General features: G+C 69.4%; 15 protein-coding genes. 5 read left to right on the forward strand and 10 right to left on the reverse strand.

The window, feature by feature from the left end; all coding sequences use genetic code 11:
* Window positions 1-32: 32 nt before the first annotated feature.
* The gene (locus PQI07_RS03225) at window positions 33-962 is read left to right on the forward strand and encodes a substrate-binding domain-containing protein (protein WP_274926026.1); all 930 of its coding nucleotides are present in this window, start codon (window positions 33-35) and stop codon (window positions 960-962) included.
* Window positions 963-1,133: 171 nt separating this feature from the next.
* Here PQI07_RS03225 and PQI07_RS03230 read toward each other — a convergent pair whose 3' ends face one another.
* Complete coding sequence (locus tag PQI07_RS03230; protein WP_075381549.1) at window positions 1,134-1,946, reverse strand: universal stress protein; 813 nt, start codon at window positions 1,944-1,946, stop codon at window positions 1,134-1,136.
* 192 nt (window positions 1,947-2,138) lie between these two features.
* On the opposite strand from PQI07_RS03230, the gene PQI07_RS03235 reads away from it, so the two are divergent.
* On the forward strand, window positions 2,139-3,581 hold the full coding sequence (locus tag PQI07_RS03235) for a cytochrome ubiquinol oxidase subunit I (protein WP_274926027.1): 1,443 nt from the start codon (window positions 2,139-2,141) through the stop codon (window positions 3,579-3,581).
* Between the two features lie 5 nt (window positions 3,582-3,586).
* Window positions 3,587-4,600 carry a cytochrome d ubiquinol oxidase subunit II gene (cydB, locus tag PQI07_RS03240; protein WP_274926028.1) on the forward strand — a complete coding sequence of 338 codons (1,014 nt, stop codon included), beginning with the start codon at window positions 3,587-3,589 and terminating at the stop codon, window positions 4,598-4,600.
* Between the two features lie 123 nt (window positions 4,601-4,723).
* Here the strand turns inward: cydB and PQI07_RS03245 are convergent, their stop codons facing one another.
* The 8 genes from PQI07_RS03245 to PQI07_RS03280 all read right to left on the reverse strand — a co-directional run bounded on the left by PQI07_RS03245 (window position 4,724) and on the right by PQI07_RS03280 (window position 14,496).
* Window positions 4,724-5,548: an alpha/beta hydrolase gene (locus PQI07_RS03245; protein ID WP_053608979.1), complete on the reverse strand. Its 825-nt coding sequence runs from the start codon at window positions 5,546-5,548 to the stop codon at window positions 4,724-4,726.
* A 76-nt stretch (window positions 5,549-5,624) separates the two neighbouring features.
* The gene (locus PQI07_RS03250) at window positions 5,625-6,938 is read right to left on the reverse strand and encodes a glycoside hydrolase 5 family protein (RefSeq protein WP_274926029.1); all 1,314 of its coding nucleotides are present in this window, start codon (window positions 6,936-6,938) and stop codon (window positions 5,625-5,627) included.
* The gene (locus PQI07_RS03255; RefSeq protein WP_274926030.1) at window positions 6,935-8,716 is read right to left on the reverse strand and encodes an alpha/beta fold hydrolase; all 1,782 of its coding nucleotides are present in this window, start codon (window positions 8,714-8,716) and stop codon (window positions 6,935-6,937) included. Before PQI07_RS03255 ends, PQI07_RS03250 begins: the two co-directional genes overlap by 4 nt.
* Window positions 8,706-11,141: a glycosyl hydrolase 2 galactose-binding domain-containing protein gene (locus tag PQI07_RS03260; RefSeq protein WP_274926031.1), complete on the reverse strand. Its 2,436-nt coding sequence runs from the start codon at window positions 11,139-11,141 to the stop codon at window positions 8,706-8,708. Before PQI07_RS03260 ends, PQI07_RS03255 begins: the two co-directional genes overlap by 11 nt.
* A gap of 8 nt (window positions 11,142-11,149) precedes the next feature.
* The gene (locus PQI07_RS03265) at window positions 11,150-12,121 is read right to left on the reverse strand and encodes a DUF1839 family protein (protein WP_043755094.1); all 972 of its coding nucleotides are present in this window, start codon (window positions 12,119-12,121) and stop codon (window positions 11,150-11,152) included.
* 4 nt (window positions 12,122-12,125) lie between these two features.
* Window positions 12,126-13,082 carry an amino acid--[acyl-carrier-protein] ligase gene (locus tag PQI07_RS03270; RefSeq protein WP_274926032.1) on the reverse strand — a complete coding sequence of 319 codons (957 nt, stop codon included), beginning with the start codon at window positions 13,080-13,082 and terminating at the stop codon, window positions 12,126-12,128.
* The gene (locus PQI07_RS03275) at window positions 13,082-14,245 is read right to left on the reverse strand and encodes an acyl-CoA dehydrogenase family protein (protein WP_043353391.1); all 1,164 of its coding nucleotides are present in this window, start codon (window positions 14,243-14,245) and stop codon (window positions 13,082-13,084) included. The genes PQI07_RS03270 and PQI07_RS03275 overlap by 1 nt, the downstream gene beginning before the upstream one ends.
* Window positions 14,242-14,496, reverse strand: a complete 255-nt coding sequence (locus tag PQI07_RS03280; protein ID WP_043353394.1) for an acyl carrier protein — start codon at window positions 14,494-14,496, stop codon at window positions 14,242-14,244. The genes PQI07_RS03275 and PQI07_RS03280 overlap by 4 nt, the downstream gene beginning before the upstream one ends.
* A 386-nt stretch (window positions 14,497-14,882) precedes the next feature.
* Between PQI07_RS03280 and PQI07_RS03285 the strand changes: the two genes are divergently transcribed.
* Window positions 14,883-15,971, forward strand: a complete 1,089-nt coding sequence (locus PQI07_RS03285; RefSeq protein WP_274926033.1) for an acyltransferase family protein — start codon at window positions 14,883-14,885, stop codon at window positions 15,969-15,971.
* Here the strand turns inward: PQI07_RS03285 and PQI07_RS03290 are convergent.
* Window positions 15,947-16,303, reverse strand: coding sequence for a hypothetical protein (locus PQI07_RS03290; RefSeq protein WP_148311211.1), 357 nt, complete (start codon window positions 16,301-16,303; stop codon window positions 15,947-15,949). The two genes, PQI07_RS03285 and PQI07_RS03290, sit on opposite strands and share 25 nt — an antisense overlap.
* On the opposite strand from PQI07_RS03290, the gene PQI07_RS03295 reads away from it, so the two are divergent.
* Window positions 16,283-17,452 carry a glycosyltransferase gene (locus tag PQI07_RS03295; RefSeq protein ID WP_274926034.1) on the forward strand — a complete coding sequence of 390 codons (1,170 nt, stop codon included), beginning with the start codon at window positions 16,283-16,285 and terminating at the stop codon, window positions 17,450-17,452. The two genes, PQI07_RS03290 and PQI07_RS03295, sit on opposite strands and share 21 nt — an antisense overlap.
* The last annotated feature ends 3 nt before the right edge of the window (window positions 17,453-17,455 follow it).

A 17,455-nucleotide genomic window follows, 5' to 3' on the forward strand; every position in this document is an offset into this window, starting at 1 on the left:
CGGGCGTCATGGACCGGACAGATCGGGCGCAGATGCGCTCGCGCCTGCGACGAGCCGCCTGGGCCGGGGCTCTCGCCGTCATCGTCTGCGCGAAACCGGCGTCTGCCACCACGATCGCCGTTCTGATGACTCCGCCGGCGGCCCTCACCCGCCTTCTGCACGACAGCCTGAAGGAGCACGCGGTGTCGCGCGGGATAACGGTGCATTTCGACTATGCGCCGGAAGGCGCGGGCGCGCAGCAGATCGTGCAGGCCCGGCGCGTCATCGCCGAGAAGGTCGACGCGCTCGTGGTGAGCCCTGTCGACTCGTCGGCTTGGGCCGCGATCATCCATCTGGCGCAAGAGGCGGATGTTCCGCTGGTCGCCGTCAACGGCGCACCCCGTTCGGCTTGGTTCGCCGGACGAGTCGCTTTCGTCCAGCCGGATGACCTCGTCGCCGGGCGGTTGCAGATGCGCAAGCTTGGGCAGATGCTGGACGGGAGGGGCCGCGTGGGGATCCTTGCGGGCTGCACGTCGCACCCCGGGTCGACGCCTCGCGCCGAGGGCGTGAAGGAGGTCCTGGCCGAATCCCCGGGCCTCCGGCTGGTCGCGGAGGCGGCGGTGGACTGCGACCGTTCGGCGGCCCGAGCCGCGGTGGCCGATTGGCTCGCCCGGAAGCCGACCATCGATGCGATCGCAGCCGTCACCGACGAGATGGCGATCGGTGCTGCCGAAGCCGCGGAGGCGGCCGGAATTCCGGCGGGCCGGATCCTGATCGGGGGCGTGGATGCGACCGCCGCCGGGATGCAGGCCATGCAGGACAAACGGCTTGCCGTAACGATCCACCAGGATGCGAGCTTACAAGGCCGTCGTGCGATCGATGATGCCCTGGCTTTGATCCGGCATGAGCCGGTGCCGCAATTCGACTGGGTGCCGTCCGAACTCGTCACGGACCGGATGTCGACAACCCACTTCTCCCGCTAGAACCGGCGCGGACCTCTCCCGTCCGGTGTCGCGTGGCGTACCGGCAGGCCGCGCCTGCGGAGCATGGACGCGGCCCGCACGGTCATCCGCTCGGGTCGCGCGGATGATCCGGCTCCGTCTGGCGACGTGCGGATGACCGATCCCCGACGACGAAGCATCGCCGCAGGCCCGTCAATGCGCCATCAGGCAGCAGACATTGGTCGCGTGAAGGATGTGGCGTGTCGCGCCGCCGAAGATCCATTCCCGCAGGCGTGAGTGGCCGTACGCGCCCATGACGATCAGGTCAGCCTGCTGGTCGTGAGCAAAACGCAGGATCTCGTCGCCATCGCTGACCGTCGGAGACAACAGATGCGTGGCGACGGACGCGCCGTGGAGCGCGAGATGAGCGGCCACCTCGTCCGCGCCTTCCAGGCGGGCGCCTTCGCCCGCCGTGGCGACGAAGACCCGATCCGCCGAGCGCAGGAACGGCAGGGCCCCGGCTACCGCCCGTCGCGCCTCCGGCGAATCCTTCCAGGCCACGACGATGCGCCGGCCCGGCTCCCCTCTGACGCGCGGGGGAACGACGAGGACCGGCCGTCCGGCCTCCATCAGAACCGGCGCGATCGCCACGCCGAACGGCCCGGGGTCGATCTCGCTCTCGCCGGCCCGGCCGACGACGATCAGGTCGGCGGCACGGCCCTTGTCCACGAGATGAGCGGACGGCCGGTCGAGGCCGCCACACCAAGCGGTCCGCGGTGCCGCGCCTGCGCAGCGCGCGAAGATCGCCTGCGCCTGCTCAAGGTCCACGAGGACTTCGGCCTTGAGGCGCTCGTGCTGGGCCTGCGCGTCGCGGATGTCATGGGCAAACAGGGGGGCCGGCACCTCGGCGGCGGCCGCGCCGGTCAGCGTCGCATCGAAGCGGCGCGCCAAGGCCGCCGCCAGCCGCACGCGGTCGGGCGTCGATTCCGCGAAGTCCACGGAAACGAGGATGTTGGCATAGGACATGGCGGTCTCCGCGCGACCGACACACGGCCCCGACCAGAGCCGTATGGTCGGTGGGAGTGGCCGCAGCCTTGATCCAGCGCAATCGGCACCGCACCGGCTTGTCGGATTCGCGCGCTCCGGCCTTGAGCTGAATCAACGCGGCAGCGCTCAAGCTGCGGCACATCCGGCCCGTTCGTCCCCTGGGAGACCGTGATGTCCGCTCTCGAACTGCCGAGCGCAGTCGATCTCGCGCGAGCACAATTCGCGCTCACCGTCGTCTGGCACTTCCTGTTCCCGGCCTTCACCATCGGACTCGCGAGCTATCTCGCGGTCCTCGAAGGCTTCTGGCTCAGGACCGGCGAGGCCGTCTATCTGGATACCTATCGGTACTGGCTCCGCGTCTTCGCGGTCGCCTTCGCGATGGGCGTCGTCTCCGGCCTGGTCATGAGCTACCAGTTCGGCACCAACTGGTCGGTCTTCGCCGACCGGACGGCGCCGGTGCTCGGCCCCCTGCTCGGCTACGAGGTTCTGACGGCCTTCTTTCTGGAGGCGGGCTTCCTCGGCGTCATGCTGTTCGGCCTGGAGCGGGTCGGCAAGGGGCTGCACTTCCTGGCGACCTGCCTCGTCGCCTTCGGCACGCTGACCTCCGCATTCTGGATCCTATCGGCCAATTCCTGGATGCAGACGCCCACCGGCCACGCCATCGGGCCGGACGGGCGCTTCGAACCGGCCGACTGGCTGGCGATCATCTTCAACCCGTCCTTCCCCTACCGCTTCGCCCACACGGTCACGGGCGCCTATCTCACCACCGCGATGATCGTCGGGGCGGTGGGGGCGTGGCATCTGCTGCGCGACCGGAGCAATAGCCAGGCGCGGCTGATGTTCTCCATGGCCATGTGGATGGCCACCGTGGTGGCTCCGGCCCAGCTGGTGATCGGCGACCTGCACGGCGGCAATTCCTACGCGCACCAGCCCGCCAAGGTCGCCGCCATGGAGGGACATTTCGAGACCGAGCGCCGCGCCCCCGCGATCCTGTTCGGCTGGCCCGACGCGAATGCGGGCGTGGTGCAGAATCGGATCGGCATCCCCGGTCTCGCCAGCCTCTATCTGACCCACGACCTCGACGGCGAGGTTCGCGGTCTCAGGGACATCCCGCGCGATCAGTGGCCGACCAACCTACCCCTGGTGTTCTGGTCGTTCCGGATCATGGTTGCGCTCGGCCTTCTGATGATCGCCCTGGGTCTAGCCGCGCTCTGGCTGCGCCGTCAGGGGCGGCTGTACGACACGCCGTGGCTTCACCGCTTCGCCGTCGCCATGGGGCCGTCCGGATTGATCGCCGTCACGGCCGGCTGGACGGTCACGGAGGCGGGCCGTCAACCCTTCACCGTCTACGGCGCGCTGCGCACCGTCGACAGCGTCTCCCCGGTGGCGGCCCCGGCGGTCGCGGCCTCCCTGGCGGCCTTCGCGGCGGTCTACCTCGCCGTCTTCGGCGCCGGCATCTGGTACCTCCTGCACCTGTTCAACCAGACGCCGCACGTCCATGAGCCCGGGCCGCCCCCGGGGCAGCCGATCCGCACCGCCGGCATCACGCCCGCGCCCGCCCTGGTCTCCGGCACGCCCGGCGCCGGCCGTCCCCTCGCCCAGCCCGCGGAGTAGGCCCGATGTCCCTCGATCTCACCCTCATCTGGGCGTTGCTCATCGCCACGGCCGTGTTCCTCTACGTGGTGATGGACGGCTTCGACCTCGGGGTCGGCATCCTGTTCCCCGCAGTTCGCGGCAAAGCGGATCGGGATCTTATGGTCAACACCGTCGCCCCGGTCTGGGACGGCAACGAGACCTGGCTGATCCTCGGCGGCGGCGGTCTGTTTGCAGTGTTCCCCCTCGCCTACGCCACGATCCTGCCGGCGCTCTACATGCCGCTGATCCTGATGCTCCTGGCCTTGGTCTTCCGCGGTGTCGCCTTCGAGATGCGGTTCCGGGCGGCCACTCTCCGAAGCCAGCGCGCCTGGGATCGGTCCTTCTCGTGGGGCAGTTACGTGGCGACCTTCTGCCAGGGCATCTGCCTCGGTGCCCTGGTCCAGGGCATCCGGGTCGAGGGCCGCGCCTATGCGGGCGGCTGGTGGGACTGGCTGACCCCGTTCTCCGTGCTGACGGGCATCGCCCTAGTGGGCGGGTACGGCCTGCTCGGCGCCTGCTGGCTCATCTGGAAGACCGAGGGTGAACTCCAGCTCCGGGCCTATCGGCTGGCACGCCAACTCGGCTTCGTCACGCTGGCGGCCATTGCGATCGTCTCGGCCGCCATGCCGATCCTGAGCGACGCGTTCCGGGCCCGGTGGCTGTCCTGGCCGAATATCGCGCTGGCTGCCCCGATTCCCGCCCTGGTCGCCGTGCTCGCTTGGCGCTTCTTCGTCGCCCTCGAGCGACGCGCCGAGGTGACGCCGTTCCTGTGCGCCCTGGGTCTGTTCCTGATGTCGTATATCGGGCTCGGGGTCAGCCTGTGGCCGATGATCGTACCGCCGGCCATCTCGATCTGGGATGCGGCGACGCATCCCAGCAGCCAAGCTTTCCTGCTGGCCGGTGCCGTCGTGCTCGTGCCGATGATCCTGGTCTATACAGCCTACGTGTACTGGCTGTTCCGCGGCAAGGTCGCGGCGGGAGCACCGGGCTATCACTGAGGCCGGCGCAGGTCGCATCACGACGGCACTGGTAGGATGGGCCGACGAGTCTCGGAACCGGCCCGTGCTCATTGGCCAAGCGAAGCCGATCGGGGCCTCGGCGGCTCCGTCGGCTCGGGCGCATCACGGCCCGGCATGGGCCCCTTTGATGAATCGCGCGACGTCGTCGGCGACCGGGAACCGGAGACTGAACGGAAAGCTGAGGGCATGAACGATCTGGCCATGGCCCAGGCCGGGATAGATCTTCATAGTCTCATCGCCGGCGAAGGCCCGCATGGCTCCGTCGAGCGCCAGGGTCCCGGCCGGGTTGACGTCGAGATCGGCCGCGCCCGCGGCCAGCAGCATCGCAGGATGCCTGTCCGAAGCATGATTGATCGGCTGCAGAGTGGGATCGCTGCCGACGAAGACCTCACGATCCAACGGCTCCATCAGCGCCGCGCTCGCATAGGGGCCCGCCAATCCGACAATGCCGGCGAGCTTCGCTGGGCTTGAGCCGGCCTGCTCCAGCCATGTTGGATCGAGACCCAGCATGGCGGCGGCCCACGCGCCGGAGGAATGGCCTACGACCACGACACGCCTTGAGTCGCCGCCATATTCGGCCGCGTGGGCGATGGTCCAGGCGACCGCGGCGGCATTGTCCGCCAGGATGTCTGACAGTCCGACAGCCGGAACGTGGCGGTAGTCCGGGATCACGGCAACGAAGCCCCGCCGCGCGAAGGCGGCGCCGACATACGCGACCTCATCCTTGGACCCGGTCCGCCATCCCCCGCCATAGAGGAAGACAACGACCGGACGCGCTCCCCGCGCGGCCGACCGATAGATGTCGGCGCGGTGCTCGATCCCGTCCGCGTAGGCCACCCCCTTGGTCACATGCACCTCGAAGGGCGCAAGCACATTCAGAACTGCGAGGGTCAGACCGACGATCTTATCGCCCAGATAGCTCAGCATGGGATCGATTTCCGCGAACGTCGGAGGGGGGCGTGTGTCGGTCTGCGGGCCGGTCCCGGGCCCGGCAGGATGTAGTCTACGTCAGCTCGATCACGCCGAGGCGGTCGGTGACTTGGACCGGCACGCGCCTGTCCGCCGGAAGGTTCGCGACGGTGACCGATCCGTCGTCTTCGAAGCGATGCAGCCTGACTTGCCGCGGCCGGCGCGACAGACGGATCTCGGCGGGACGCGCCGGCGCATCCGGAAGCGGGATCCGGTTGCGCCGATCCCAGCCGTCGAGACCGAGCCAGATCGGAATGAGCGTCGCCCCGTCCTGTCGTGCGAACCGTGCGAAGACGAGATCGGGCACTGCAGAGGACAATGTGACGTCGCGATCGGCCGCAACGGCGGCGACCGTGCCGGCATTCGCTCCGAACAGTCGGACGAGGCTGCGAACCGCCCGGAAGGCGGGGGTCGGCCGGCCGTCGTGAGCGAGGAGGCCGAAATGGCTTTCGGGGTCGGCGTCGCCGCGATCGAAGCTGGCGATCAGCTCGTAGAGGTAGGTGCGGCGTACCCCCTGCAGATAGCTCCAGAGCAGCATCCGCGGAAGGTACCGGGCCCGGAGACCGGCCGAGATCGGCAGATGGGCGCTGCCGGTGGCAAGCGCCGTGTGGTAACCATTCTCGGTGGCCAACACCGGAGCATCGCCGAAGACCGGACGGGATGCCGCCATGAAGCGGGCGAGGCTGCCGGCGCCATCGGTTTCCGGGGGCTCCGCGCCGGGATAGGCGTGGATGTTCGCGAAATCGATCACGGCCGCAAGATTCTGCGCCGCTGCGACGTTGCCCTGGATGTAGCTCGGCCCGGCGACCCGGACGGTTCCGGCCCGGGCATCCGCCCGCACGACGCGGAACAGGGCGGCTTGGTGCGCGGCCGACTGCTCCGCCAAACCGGGCCGCGTTCCTACCGGGGGCTCGTTGCCGCCTTCCGCCACGACGAGTCCCGCGCCAGCCCAGCCTGCGATCTCGGCGAAGCGCTCCGGCGCTACCCGCGGCCCCGGCGAGAGCCCGTCATAGAAGATCAGGCTGAAGCGGTAGCCCCGGCCGGCCAGATCCGCGATCCGTTCGAATTGTCCAGCCGGCTCGTCGCCGGTGAGCACGATATCGTCGCGCAGATGGCGGACGCCGAGATCGTCGAGGGCTTCAATGCAGGCCGCAAAGCGCTCGACATACGGGCTGCCACGATGGCCGAGATGCACGTTCACGCCGATGGAATCGATCAGCGCCTCGCACCGATGCAGCGGCTCCGCCGCCGTGGCACGCCCTGCCGCCAAGGTACCTGTCGCGAAGGTGCCCGTCGCGAGGGATCCCGCTGCCAGGGCGAGCGCCGAACGGCGCGTGAGCCGTGTCATGTCCGGCCCGCCAGGGTGAGGACACGGCCGGGCTTTGCGGAAACCGCCGTGCCGGAGCGCGTCGCCTTCGACCTTTGCACCGCCTGCAGAAGGTCGTGCAGAGCCTCGGCGAGCCGGGCCTGGGCCTCACGGGATCCGAAATTGTGGTCCACGCCCGGAACGACCGTCACGGGCGCGCCGAGGCGGCGGTCCGCCTTCCCGGGCGAGCGTCCCAGGTGGCGGCGGAGCGCCGCAAGACCGGGATCGCCGGCACTGTAGAGCAGGCGGATCTCGCCACCCCGGCGGCGAAGGGCCGCGATCCGCCGGGCGGGTGATCCGCCGGGCGGCCCGGGGCGTATGGCCCGGCGCATCCGGCGGAACGCGGCATCGATCCCGCGCCGGGCCAGCACCGCGGCGATCGCGCCGATCCGAATCTCGCCGCGGATCAGCCGGCGCCACGTCGCGCCCCGCTTGAGCAGGGCCGCGTAGGTGGAGGCGCTCCCGAAGGTTTGCCGGATAACCTGGTCGAGGTCCTGATCCGGATCCCAGTCGAAACAGTAGAGGTTGAGCAGGAGGGCCCCGTCCACCCGGCTGTCCCGGCAGAGGGCGTGCAAGGCCGCGTAAGCGCCGCTGCAGCCGCCGACAAGCAGGATCGGGCCGCCCGTGCCGGCGATCTGGTCGACGGCCGAGATCACATCGGCGAATCCGTCCGCCGCGAAGAGCGGCTTGCGGCCGTCCGCTCGATCGGCGCTGTCGCCGATGCCCCGCTGATCGAACCGAAACGAGCCGATTCCCTCGGCGGCGAGACGCCGGGCGAGATCGGTGGTCTGGCGTCCCCATCCGGAATGCACGCTCATGCCGGTGGAGACGAACACGATCGTGGGCGCATTCGCGTCGGCCCGGTCCGGACGGCACCGGATGCCGAACAGGCCCCGGGCGAACCGCACCGGCTCCTCCTCCCAGCCCGACCCGGTCAGATGCGGCGAAGCCAGGGCGCCGACGGCCGTTCCGCTGCGCGTCAGGCCGCTGTCTCCCGCGCCCGCGGTCGCGAAGGCGATGACGCGCGCGAAATCCGCCGCCGGGACATCGGAGAAGATCGGGTCGCCGACGAGTGCGGCGAGACCCGGGAACGGCCCTGTCGCGACCGTGGAGCCGAGGGTTTCGAGGCGGGCGGCCAGGGTCCTAGTCTCGGGTGCCAGGAGCAGCGCGCGCCGCGCCGGCGCCCGTTCGAGACGTTCGAGGTTGAGGGTGGCGAGCTCACTGAGGACAACCGTTTCCATCCGGAAGCCACCGACGGTGAGGCTGTCGGCCTCCTGTGGTGGGACCGACCCGTCCGGCAGGCGCCCGATGGTCTGCGCCCGCAGCCGCATCTCGCGCAGATAGGCGCGCCCGGTCGTGACCGGTGCCAGCAGCACGAAGCCTTCCACGGCCTCATCCTGGGCCGCCAGGGCCGCGAAGGTGGCGCCCAGGCGCAGACCGATGAGGACGATCTCCGTCACGCCCGCCGTCACGCGCAGGAACTGGACGGCTCGCCGGATCGCCGCGACGCAGGCCAGGACCCGTGCGGCTTCGGGATCGGCCGAGTCGCCCTCCCCCGGGTAGTCGAAGCGCAAGGTCGGGCAGCCCGCCGCGGCGAGGCCTTCGGCCAGCGAACGCCAGGGTCTGTGCGCGGCCATCTGCTCGAAACCGCAGGTCCCGCAGAGGACGACGCCGCGCCGTCCGGCGGCCGGATGAAGCCACCCGAACAGACCATCGAACGTCACCGGCACCGCGGCGTCGGACTCGACCTCAGGCGTCATGACCGAATTCCACGATCTCGCTGCTGTTGATCGCCCGCACGCTCCCGCGCGGCAGCCGGGCGGCGTCCGCGAAGGCGACGATCCGGCTCGATCCCGGCGCGAGATGGAATCCGCTCTCGACCGGCCACACTCCGGAGGCTTGTACTTGGACGCTGCAGGCGAAGCGCGCGGTGCTGATCCGCAGACCCGGACCCTCCCCGGTCGCGACCGGTTCGGCCCGCAGGCCGACAGCCTCACGGAGGACTGGTCGCAGGCCAGGGAAGTGGAAGCTCTCGGCGATCACGCGGCCGTCGGCATCGCTCAGCCGGGCATGCGCGAGATCGTGGATCCGTGGCCCAAACCGGTAGCTGTCCGTGGTGTCGAAGAATCGGCCGAGAACGGCGGCGGAAGAAAGCGTGAGGGCCGCCCGCGGGCCGGCCGTAAGGACCCGCTCAGCCCGCGCTGCGATCCGCCCCCCGACATCGCACAGGGTCAGCGTCAGCGTCAGGTCCTGGGCCGCTGCCGTCTCGTTGAGGACGTGAACGTGAAGGCCGTCGAGGCCCTCGTCGGTGAGAAGGACCTGGACCGGACGGAAGGCGCGCTTCAGCGCATACCAGGCCGATTTCGGCCTCTGCGTCCAGTCGATGACGCCCCAGCCGGCGCCGGGTCCGAGGTCGCGCAGCATCAGGACGAGGCCGCCGGCTGTCGGCGAGCGCGGACGGCGCCACTCCGCGAAGGTCGCCTCCATCACCTCGGCCACCGCAGCACGGCCGAGTTCGAGGTAGCGGTCCGGATCTTCGGCGCGCAGCGCCGCCGGATCGACGCCGTAGAGCAGGGCGACATAATGGTCGCGCACCGTCTCGAAGTCCCAGTCGGCCCCCCGGTCCCGAGGGATGCCGGCCGGCCAGAGCGGATCGGCCGGTCCGGTCGGTCCCGGCGTGCCGGGTTCGGGCGGATTGGCGAAGGCGAGGCATTCGCTGGCGAAGCCAGGTTCTGCCCGGCGGGCATCCTCCAAGGGCCGTCGATAGGCGCCGACGCCAAAATAGTGGGTGCAGCCCCCGCGCGGCGAGAAGGGCAAGTCGCCGCCGGAGGGCGAGTTTGGCACGACGATGAGATCGGGTCGCAGATCCGCCGCGCGCGCCGGCAAAGTCGTCGCGCAGAAGGTGTCGGCCCAGACGGCCCGGGGCGCGCCGAGCATCGCCGCCTGCTGCCAGACTTCGCTGCCCCCGCACAGCACGCAGAGCGACGGCGCGGTCTGCGTCCGCTCGAGAAACCCCGTCAGCTCGCGGTCGAGTTGGGACGCGAAAGCCGGGTCCGCGTGCGGATAGTCGAAATTGGCGAGCATCAGGTCCTGCCAGACCAGAATGCCGAATTCGTCGCACAGATTGTAGAAGTCGGAATCCGGATAGAGCGTCGTGCCCGGGACGCGCAGCATGTTCATGCCGGCCTCACGGGCGCGCATGAGCAGCGTTCGGGTCCCGTCGGAGCCCAGCCCGACGAGATCCGGCGGCGTCCAGACGGCGCCCCGGCAGAAGACCGGCACGCCGTTCACCGCCAGCGACAGGCCGTCCTCGAACGGACGGGTGAGCGTCAGGCTTCGGAAGCCGACGCGGCCGAGGTCGAAGCGTGCGCCGTCGACGCGCACCTCGACCGGGTAGAGGTTCGGCACGCCGTGGGTGTGCGGCCACCAGGGCGCGATGCCGGGAAGCGCCAGCGCGCCTGCGAACAGGCCCGGCTCGACCTCGGTCAGAGAAGCCTCACCCCCGCCGCACGCGAGGATGACCGAGTCGGTCCGCCCGTCGATTCGCAGGCGCACGGCCAGGTGGCCGATGTCGCCTTCGAGGGTCGAACGCACATCCGCGGCCGCCATGCGGGGTCGGACCGGCCCGACAATCAGCGGTCGGAAGGGGCCGACGTGGTCGATCTCCGGGCACCAGCCCGGCATGAAGCCGAGGACGCTGGTTCGCACATGGCGCAGCGATCCGGGCGTGATCATCCGGGGCCGCCAGCGCCCGCGCTTGGCCGGTCGGTCGAGTTCCTCCCGGAGCGCACGGAAGCAGAGCGCCAGCTCGGAGACGCCGCCGAGCTCGACATCGACGGTGTGCGCCTCGAACATGGAGCGGGCGCGGAGGATCGGCGCGCCGTCGAGCCAGACCTCGGCCAGGGTGGCGAGCCCTTCGAATCGAAGCCGAGCCGGGCCCGCCCCGGCGATGCGCGACCGGTACCAGACATCGCGATCGTGGATCGGCTCCGGCGCGGCCTCGCTCCAGCGCCCGGCGGCCCGCAGGGCGGCGGCGGCGGTGCCCGGAACGGTGGCGGGGATCCAGCCGGTCACGGCGTCGAGGTCAGCGGGGCCCGCACAGGCGCCCGGCGGCGTGACGGCGAGCATCCAGGGCCCGAACTGGACCTCCGGCGCACGCTCGTCGACGCAGCGGATGCGGGCCATCGCGGCTCTCAGCGGTCCAGCGCGCGGTCGAGGTCGGCGAAGACGCGGTCGTAGGTCGCCGCGAGGCGGTCGAGACGCAGTGCCAGTCCTTCGGCCGAGCGACGGTGGAAGGCGCGGGCAAGCTGGAACTGGAAGGCCTTCGCCTCGCGGCTCACATCCGCGGCGGCCGCGGCCGCTGGCGCGAACCCACCGGCATCCCGCGCCTCGAGCCACGAGAGATGACTGGCGAGCATCTCGAAATTGGCGCCGAGCTGGCGCGTCGTATTGAAGGCGTAGGCGTGGAACACGCTGAGCGGCCGGCACACCAGATCCCCGGCCGTCGCCGCCAATGCGTCGCGGAACGCCAGGACAGGATTGCGGCGGGGCGCCCGGGCGCGATGCCGGACGAGCAGCGCGCGGGCGGCCCCCGGCAGGTCCGCGGAACTCAGGGGCGAGGCGACCGACTTCACGAACTCGGCGTAGGGCGGCAGCAGCGCCGGCGCAAAGATCCCGGCATAATCCGCCCCCGACAGCCGGAAGCGCCCGGCATTGTGAAGATAATCGAGTTCCTGGGTCACCGGGTCGAGGGCCAGGATACCGATCGTGGTCTTGGCGTGGTCCCGGCCGTAGGTCGTCCCCTGGGTATCGGGCAGATAGATCGCGTCGACTTCGACCAGCACCGGGCGGCCGGCCTCCGCCTGACGCACGGCATGGGCCTCAAGGCCCCCGTAGACCGCGAGTTCCAGCACCTCCAGCCCGTAGAGCCGCTCGATGTCGCCGGGCGGCGGCTTGAAGAAGGTGAACTGGTCGCCCTCGAAATCCTGCCGCAGGGTGAAGCCCAGCATCGCCTCGGGCACGAGGCCGCGTCCGTGCAGGAGCTCGATCCAGAGGTCGACGTAGCAGTTCGTCTCCGGCCAATCGCGGCCGGACCCGTGGAGCGGGTGCTGGACGTAGGGTCCCGCGGCTCCGAGACCCTCCGGCCGGCGCAGAGCGGCGGTCACCGCCTCAACCCCACAGCTCGGCGCGGACGGCCTCAGGCCAGGCGGCGAGATCGAGCCCGTGGTGGCGCAACAGCGCCAGGGTGATCCGCTCCAGGCCGAAGCCGACGCAGGCCGTATGGGCGACCGTGCCATCCGCCTGATGCAGGTCCCAGGTGCTGCCGAAATGGTCCTGGTGATAGTTGAAGCTGAGACAGGCGGTCGGCTTGTCGACGCTGTTGACCGGGACGTTCAGTTCGAACTTGAGGCCCTGCGCCCGCTGGTTGTTGGCGAGCATCCGGCCGGCGCGTCCGAAAAACGGGTCGTTGGCCGCGTCGATGGCGAGCGGAAGACCGAGGTCGTGCATCATCGCCGTGCCGCGTTCGAGCCACGACTCGCGGAAGGCCAGAACTTGATCGGGACTGCCCATGCGCACGTATTCGCGCATGCGGAAGAGCTGCATCCGGGTCGGCTCCAGCGAGGGCTCGCGCCTGAAGCAATAGGATTGCAGGTCGAAGAGGCGGCCCGCGGCGGGCAGCGCCCCCCGGGCGGCAGCCACCGGATAGACCGGGTAGCAGGCCGCGGGCGTCAGGACGACGTCGGTGGCCTCCTGCTGGCCGGTCCAGTCGGTCCCGGCCTCCAGACAGGCGAGGATCTCGGCATGGCCGCGGGCGTCGCCGCAGAAGCTGTGGACGGTGCCGGCGAGGTTCGGGAACCCCTTGAGGTACCCGCTGCGCTCGAAGGCCGACCGGCTCATCGCGGGCGGGAAGCGCAGCACCTCGGCCCCCTCGGCGGCGCCGAGACGCGTGATGATCCGGTCGAGGGCGTCGACGACGCTCTCGAAGCCGCCGCTGCGGCCGTAGAGGCCGTCGACGCCGGTCCGGACCAGCAGCCCGTGGTCGAACAGGCGGTCGAGGAACGTCGGACCGCCGGCCGGCTCGTCCTCAGGGAGGACGTCGCCGGCGGGAGAGGAGATCGATTCCATCACGCACTCATGAGCTGGCCGCTGCCCTTCTGCACGAGCAGGAGCTTGGCGGTGTTGGCGAGGATGCGATCGTTGCCGATCATCAGCGGTGCGGAGAGGACGTCGCGCAGCGGCCGTCCCAGGCTGAAGGGCGTGTCGTTCCTGTATCCGGCGAGACCGACGATCGCGAGCGCACCCCGCACGATCTCGACCGCCATGTCGGAGACGGTGACCTTGAGGTTGTTCAGCATCACGCAGAAGCCGACGGAGCCGATCGTGTCGGCGTCCCCGTGCGCATCCTCGAAGCGGCGCAGGGCCGACACGATGGTGCCCCGCATGGCCTGGTGGGCGTTGGAGACCTCGGCCAGCCTCAGGGCCGTGGGCGGGACCTGCCCGGGCCGCCGTCGGGCCTCGGCCTGCACGAAGGCGCGGGCGCGGTCCACCGCGTAGGTCGCGATCCCGTACCACACGCTGCTCCACAGCAAGTGCGACGAGGCCAGCATCGACTGGGCGGCGATCTCCGCGAACGGCTTCGGCAGGATCTGCTCGACCGGGACGTTCCGGGCCTCCAGGCGGAAGCCGTCGCTGCACGTCCCGCGCATCCCGAGGGTGTCCCAATCCCCCGTGCGCACCAGGGAGATCTGATCGGCCATCAGCGCGACGAGGACCTGATCGGACGTCGCCGCGTCCGGATGGCGCCGGGCCGTGGCGAGGATCAGATCGGCCCGGGCGCCGTAGGAGATCACCGACGCGTCCTTGCCGAGGGCGAAGACCTCACCGGTGGTCTCCACGGCGCAGAGGCTGTTGCGCAGGTCGCCGCCGATGCCGGCTTCGGTGGTCGAGGAGGCGACCAGCAATTGCTCGCGGGCGATCCGCTCCATCAGGCGGCCATGCCACGGGCTGTCGAGCCCGTGGGTCACGAGGCTCGACACCTTGATGTGGTGCATCGCGAACACCATCGCGGCCGCGCTGCAGGCCTGGCCGAGCGTGCTGCACAGCTCGGCGATCTGGACGAGCCCAGCCCCCTCGCCGCCAAACTGCCCCGGGATCTGAAGACCGAGGAGGCGCTCGGCCTTCAGCGCCGCCACCGCCTCTTCGGGGAAGCGGCCTTCGCGATCGACGGCGTCGGCGTGACGCGCCGCCACCGCCGCCACCCGCTCGGCGCGCGCGGCAAACGTGCTCATGCGGCTTCCTGCTGGATCAGCGTGGAGACGGCCTCGCGAATCGCGCGGATGGACGAGAACGACTTGCGGTTCAGGAGTTCATCGGGGAACTCGATGTTGAAGCGCTCCTCCAGCGCCAACATCAGCTGCACCGAGCCGAACGAATCCAGCCCGCGATCGAACAGGCTGTCATCCTCGGAGAGCTGGTCGGCCTTGCCGGCGAAGGCTTCGTTCGATCCTAGGATCTCACGGATATCCTGAGCGATGTTCAAGGCGGAACTCCCTATTCCAGTCATAACGACGCTATTGAACGGATCGGTCCGCCGTCAAATTATCTATTGATTAATAGTAAATAGCCGTGTGCGTGTTGCGATACGGGGATGCGCGCGGCGTATTCAGGCAGCTCACGCGGCCCGAGCGCTATATTGGCCGCCGCTACCTTTACGATCACTTTCCGGCTCTTTATTTCGCGATCGCCTCTCCCGCCAATTCGCGGATTCAGCAACTTACGCGCTTAAATACGCGGCGTGACGTCAATCCGGGATGAGGAGCCATTTAGGACGATTCGGGACTCGTCGTGACGTGGCGGGGCCATCGTGGCCATAAGGTTGCGGCTTCGCCTGTCCCGGGCGGAGCCCCAGGCATCAGCCGGCGCGCGATGATCGACAATCTTCAAATTCTGCGTGCCGTCGCGTCATACCTTGTCTTCCTCACGCATTACGGCCTGTATATCGGACCGGTTTTGCCGCGACCGGATCTCCTGGCCTTCGGCGCCTTCGGCGTGGACGTCTTCTTCGTCCTGTCCGGGTTCATCATGTTCGTGAGCACCAGCGGCCGCCGTGAGAGCCCCGGTGGGTTCCTGCTCCGCCGGGCGTCGCGCGTCGTCCCGGTCTACTGGCTCGTCACGATCGGCCTCGCGCTCATCGCGCTGACCGGCCTGAAGCCCATCGGGGTCATGGAGGTCCGGCCGGACTACCTCATCCAGTCGTTGCTGTTCCTGCCGTTTTCCCGCGGAGGCTTCATCGAGCCTCTGAATTCCGTCGGCTGGACGCTCAACTACGAAGTGTTTTTTTACGTGATCTTCGCGGGCCTGCTGCTGGTGCCGAAGCCCGCCGTCCGGGCGCTGGGCGCGGCCGCAATCTTCCTCGCGTTGATCCTGCTCGGACTTCTGCCCGCCTCGGGCCTGTACTGGGCCTACTACACGAAGCCGATCATCATCGAGTTCGCCGCCGGCATCGGCCTGGGCTACGCCTATCTGCGCCTCGGCATCCCGCCCGCGGGCTTCCCGGTCAGGCGCTTAGCCTGTGCCGCCCTGTCCGCGGCGGCGCTGCTCGTCCTCGGCGGCCAGATCGCCACCACGCTGCTCGACGCCAGCCCCGAATTGTCTGGATTCGCCCGGCCGCTGGTCTGGGGCTCCGCGGCGGTCCTTGTCGTCGGCGCGATGCTGCTTCTGGAGCAGGGCGGCGTCGCGCTGAAATCGCGCTGGCTGCTCTCGCAAGGCAATGCCAGCTACTCGTTCTACCTGGTCCACAACCTGCTGCTTCACAGCGCCGCCAAGCTCGCAGCGCTCCTCGTCGCCCCCGGATACGCGCGTGCCGCTCTCATCTTCGCCATCGCGTTTCCGGCATCTGTGGCCGCGGGTGAGGTGCTGTTCCGATATGTCGAGACCCCTCTGATCGCCGGCCTGCGACACCGGCTCCATCGACGGACGCGTCCTGCCTCTCAGCCGACGCCGATCGCCTCGTAGCCTGCGCCACGCAGGATCTCCGCGGCGCAGGCCGCGACCGGCTTGCGCTGCCAGTGCATAGACCGAAGCCACGCGCTGACCGTGCAGAGAATGCCGATAATTAACGTTACTAATTCATAAAAATTAAGTTTACACTCGGTATTACACATCTGAACAGGGCCTATTTCCAACTGTTGTCGAGGCGGTGACCCCTTTTTTAGGGCCGATGTCTCCATTACTCTTTCCAGCGCGCCTTTGCTCGCTGTCACAGGCGGGGGCGGCAGGACAGTATTGATTGGTCCCGCGTCTGGCGTGCCGACGAGGAAGCTGTGATGCGTGTCGCGATTGTTCACGACTGGTTGTATATCGTCGGTGGCGCCGAGCGTGTCCTCGAGCAGCTGCTGCGGATCTATCCCGACGCGGATGTCTTCGCGCTCTTCGATTTCCTGTCCGAAGAGGATCGGGAGCGGCTGGGCTACACGCAGGCGCGGACAAGTTTCATCCAGCGCATGCCCTTCGCGCGGACGCGGCACCGCAACTACCTGCCCCTGATGCCGCTCGCGATCGAACAGTTCGACCTCTCGGCCTACGATCTCGTCATCTCCAGCAGCTACGCGGTGGCCAAGGGCGTCCTGACCGGACCCGACCAGCTGCACGTCTCCTACATTCACTCGCCCATGCGCTACGCCTGGGACATGCAGCATACCTACCTGAGGGAGAGCGGCTGCGACGCCGGGATGAAGAGCCTGCTCGCCCGGCTCATCCTGCACCGGATGCGGGTCTGGGACTTCCGCACCGCGGCCGGACCCAACGCGATCGTGGCCAATTCCGCCTTCGTCGCCCGGCGCATCCACAAGGTCTACGGCCGCACCGCCGAGGTCATCCACCCGCCCATCAATCTGCCGAGCCAGCGCTACGACGGGCCGCGCGGCAACCGCTTCCTCGTGGCCAGCCGGCTCGTCCCCTACAAGAACGTCGAGGCCGTGATCCGCGCCTTCGCCCTGCTTCCCGATCTCGAACTCGTGGTGGCGGGCACCGGGCCGGATGCGGCACGGCTGCGGGAGATCGCCGGGCCCAACGTGTCGTTCTCCGGCTTCGTCTCCGACGGGGAATTGCGGCGCCTCATGGCCACGGCCCGGGCCTTCATCTTCGCGGCCGAGGAGGATTTTGGGATCATCGTGGTCGAGGCCACGTCGGAGGGCACGCCGGTCCTCGCGCTGGGCCGCGGCGGCGCCCGCGAGACGGTTCAGGTCCGCGGCCCGCAGCGCACCGGGATGTTCTTCGACACGCCGGAGCCGCAGGCCATCGCCGATTGCGTGGGCCGGTTCCTGCAGCAGGAAAGCCTGTTCACCCGGGAGGCCTGCTGGGCGCAGGCCGAGATGTTCTCGGCCGAGCTGTTCCGAAGCCGCTTCGCGAGCTTCGTCGGTCAGCAGATGGCTCTCCATCAAGCCGCCTGCGAGACGCGCCCGCGGATCCTGCCGCGGCTCGAAGCCGTCGGCTGAGGA

Source organism: Methylobacterium sp. 092160098-2, from assembly GCF_028920805.1.
Taxonomy (GTDB): Bacteria; Pseudomonadota; Alphaproteobacteria; order Rhizobiales; family Beijerinckiaceae; genus Methylobacterium; species Methylobacterium fujisawaense.

What these genes read in the sequence shown, in the direction of transcription:
- PQI07_RS03275 (WP_043353391.1), bottom strand. Translation starts at nt 14,245, where the DNA reads ATGAGCACGTTTGCCGCGCGCGCCGAGCGGGTGGCGGCGGTGGCGGCG.
- PQI07_RS03245 (WP_053608979.1), bottom strand. Translation starts at nt 5,548, where the DNA reads ATGCTGAGCTATCTGGGCGATAAGATCGTCGGTCTGACCCTCGCAGTT.
- PQI07_RS03260 (WP_274926031.1), bottom strand. Translation starts at nt 11,141, where the DNA reads ATGGCCCGCATCCGCTGCGTCGACGAGCGTGCGCCGGAGGTCCAGTTC.
- cydB (WP_274926028.1), top strand. Translation starts at nt 3,587, where the DNA reads ATGTCCCTCGATCTCACCCTCATCTGGGCGTTGCTCATCGCCACGGCC.
- PQI07_RS03255 (WP_274926030.1), bottom strand. Translation starts at nt 8,716, where the DNA reads ATGACGCCTGAGGTCGAGTCCGACGCCGCGGTGCCGGTGACGTTCGAT.
- PQI07_RS03270 (WP_274926032.1), bottom strand. Translation starts at nt 13,082, where the DNA reads ATGGAATCGATCTCCTCTCCCGCCGGCGACGTCCTCCCTGAGGACGAG.
- PQI07_RS03250 (WP_274926029.1), bottom strand. Translation starts at nt 6,938, where the DNA reads ATGACACGGCTCACGCGCCGTTCGGCGCTCGCCCTGGCAGCGGGATCC.
- PQI07_RS03295 (WP_274926034.1), top strand. Translation starts at nt 16,283, where the DNA reads ATGCGTGTCGCGATTGTTCACGACTGGTTGTATATCGTCGGTGGCGCC.
- PQI07_RS03225 (WP_274926026.1), top strand. Translation starts at nt 33, where the DNA reads ATGCGCTCGCGCCTGCGACGAGCCGCCTGGGCCGGGGCTCTCGCCGTC.
- PQI07_RS03235 (WP_274926027.1), top strand. Translation starts at nt 2,139, where the DNA reads ATGTCCGCTCTCGAACTGCCGAGCGCAGTCGATCTCGCGCGAGCACAA.
- PQI07_RS03230 (WP_075381549.1), bottom strand. Translation starts at nt 1,946, where the DNA reads ATGTCCTATGCCAACATCCTCGTTTCCGTGGACTTCGCGGAATCGACG.
- PQI07_RS03285 (WP_274926033.1), top strand. Translation starts at nt 14,883, where the DNA reads ATGATCGACAATCTTCAAATTCTGCGTGCCGTCGCGTCATACCTTGTC.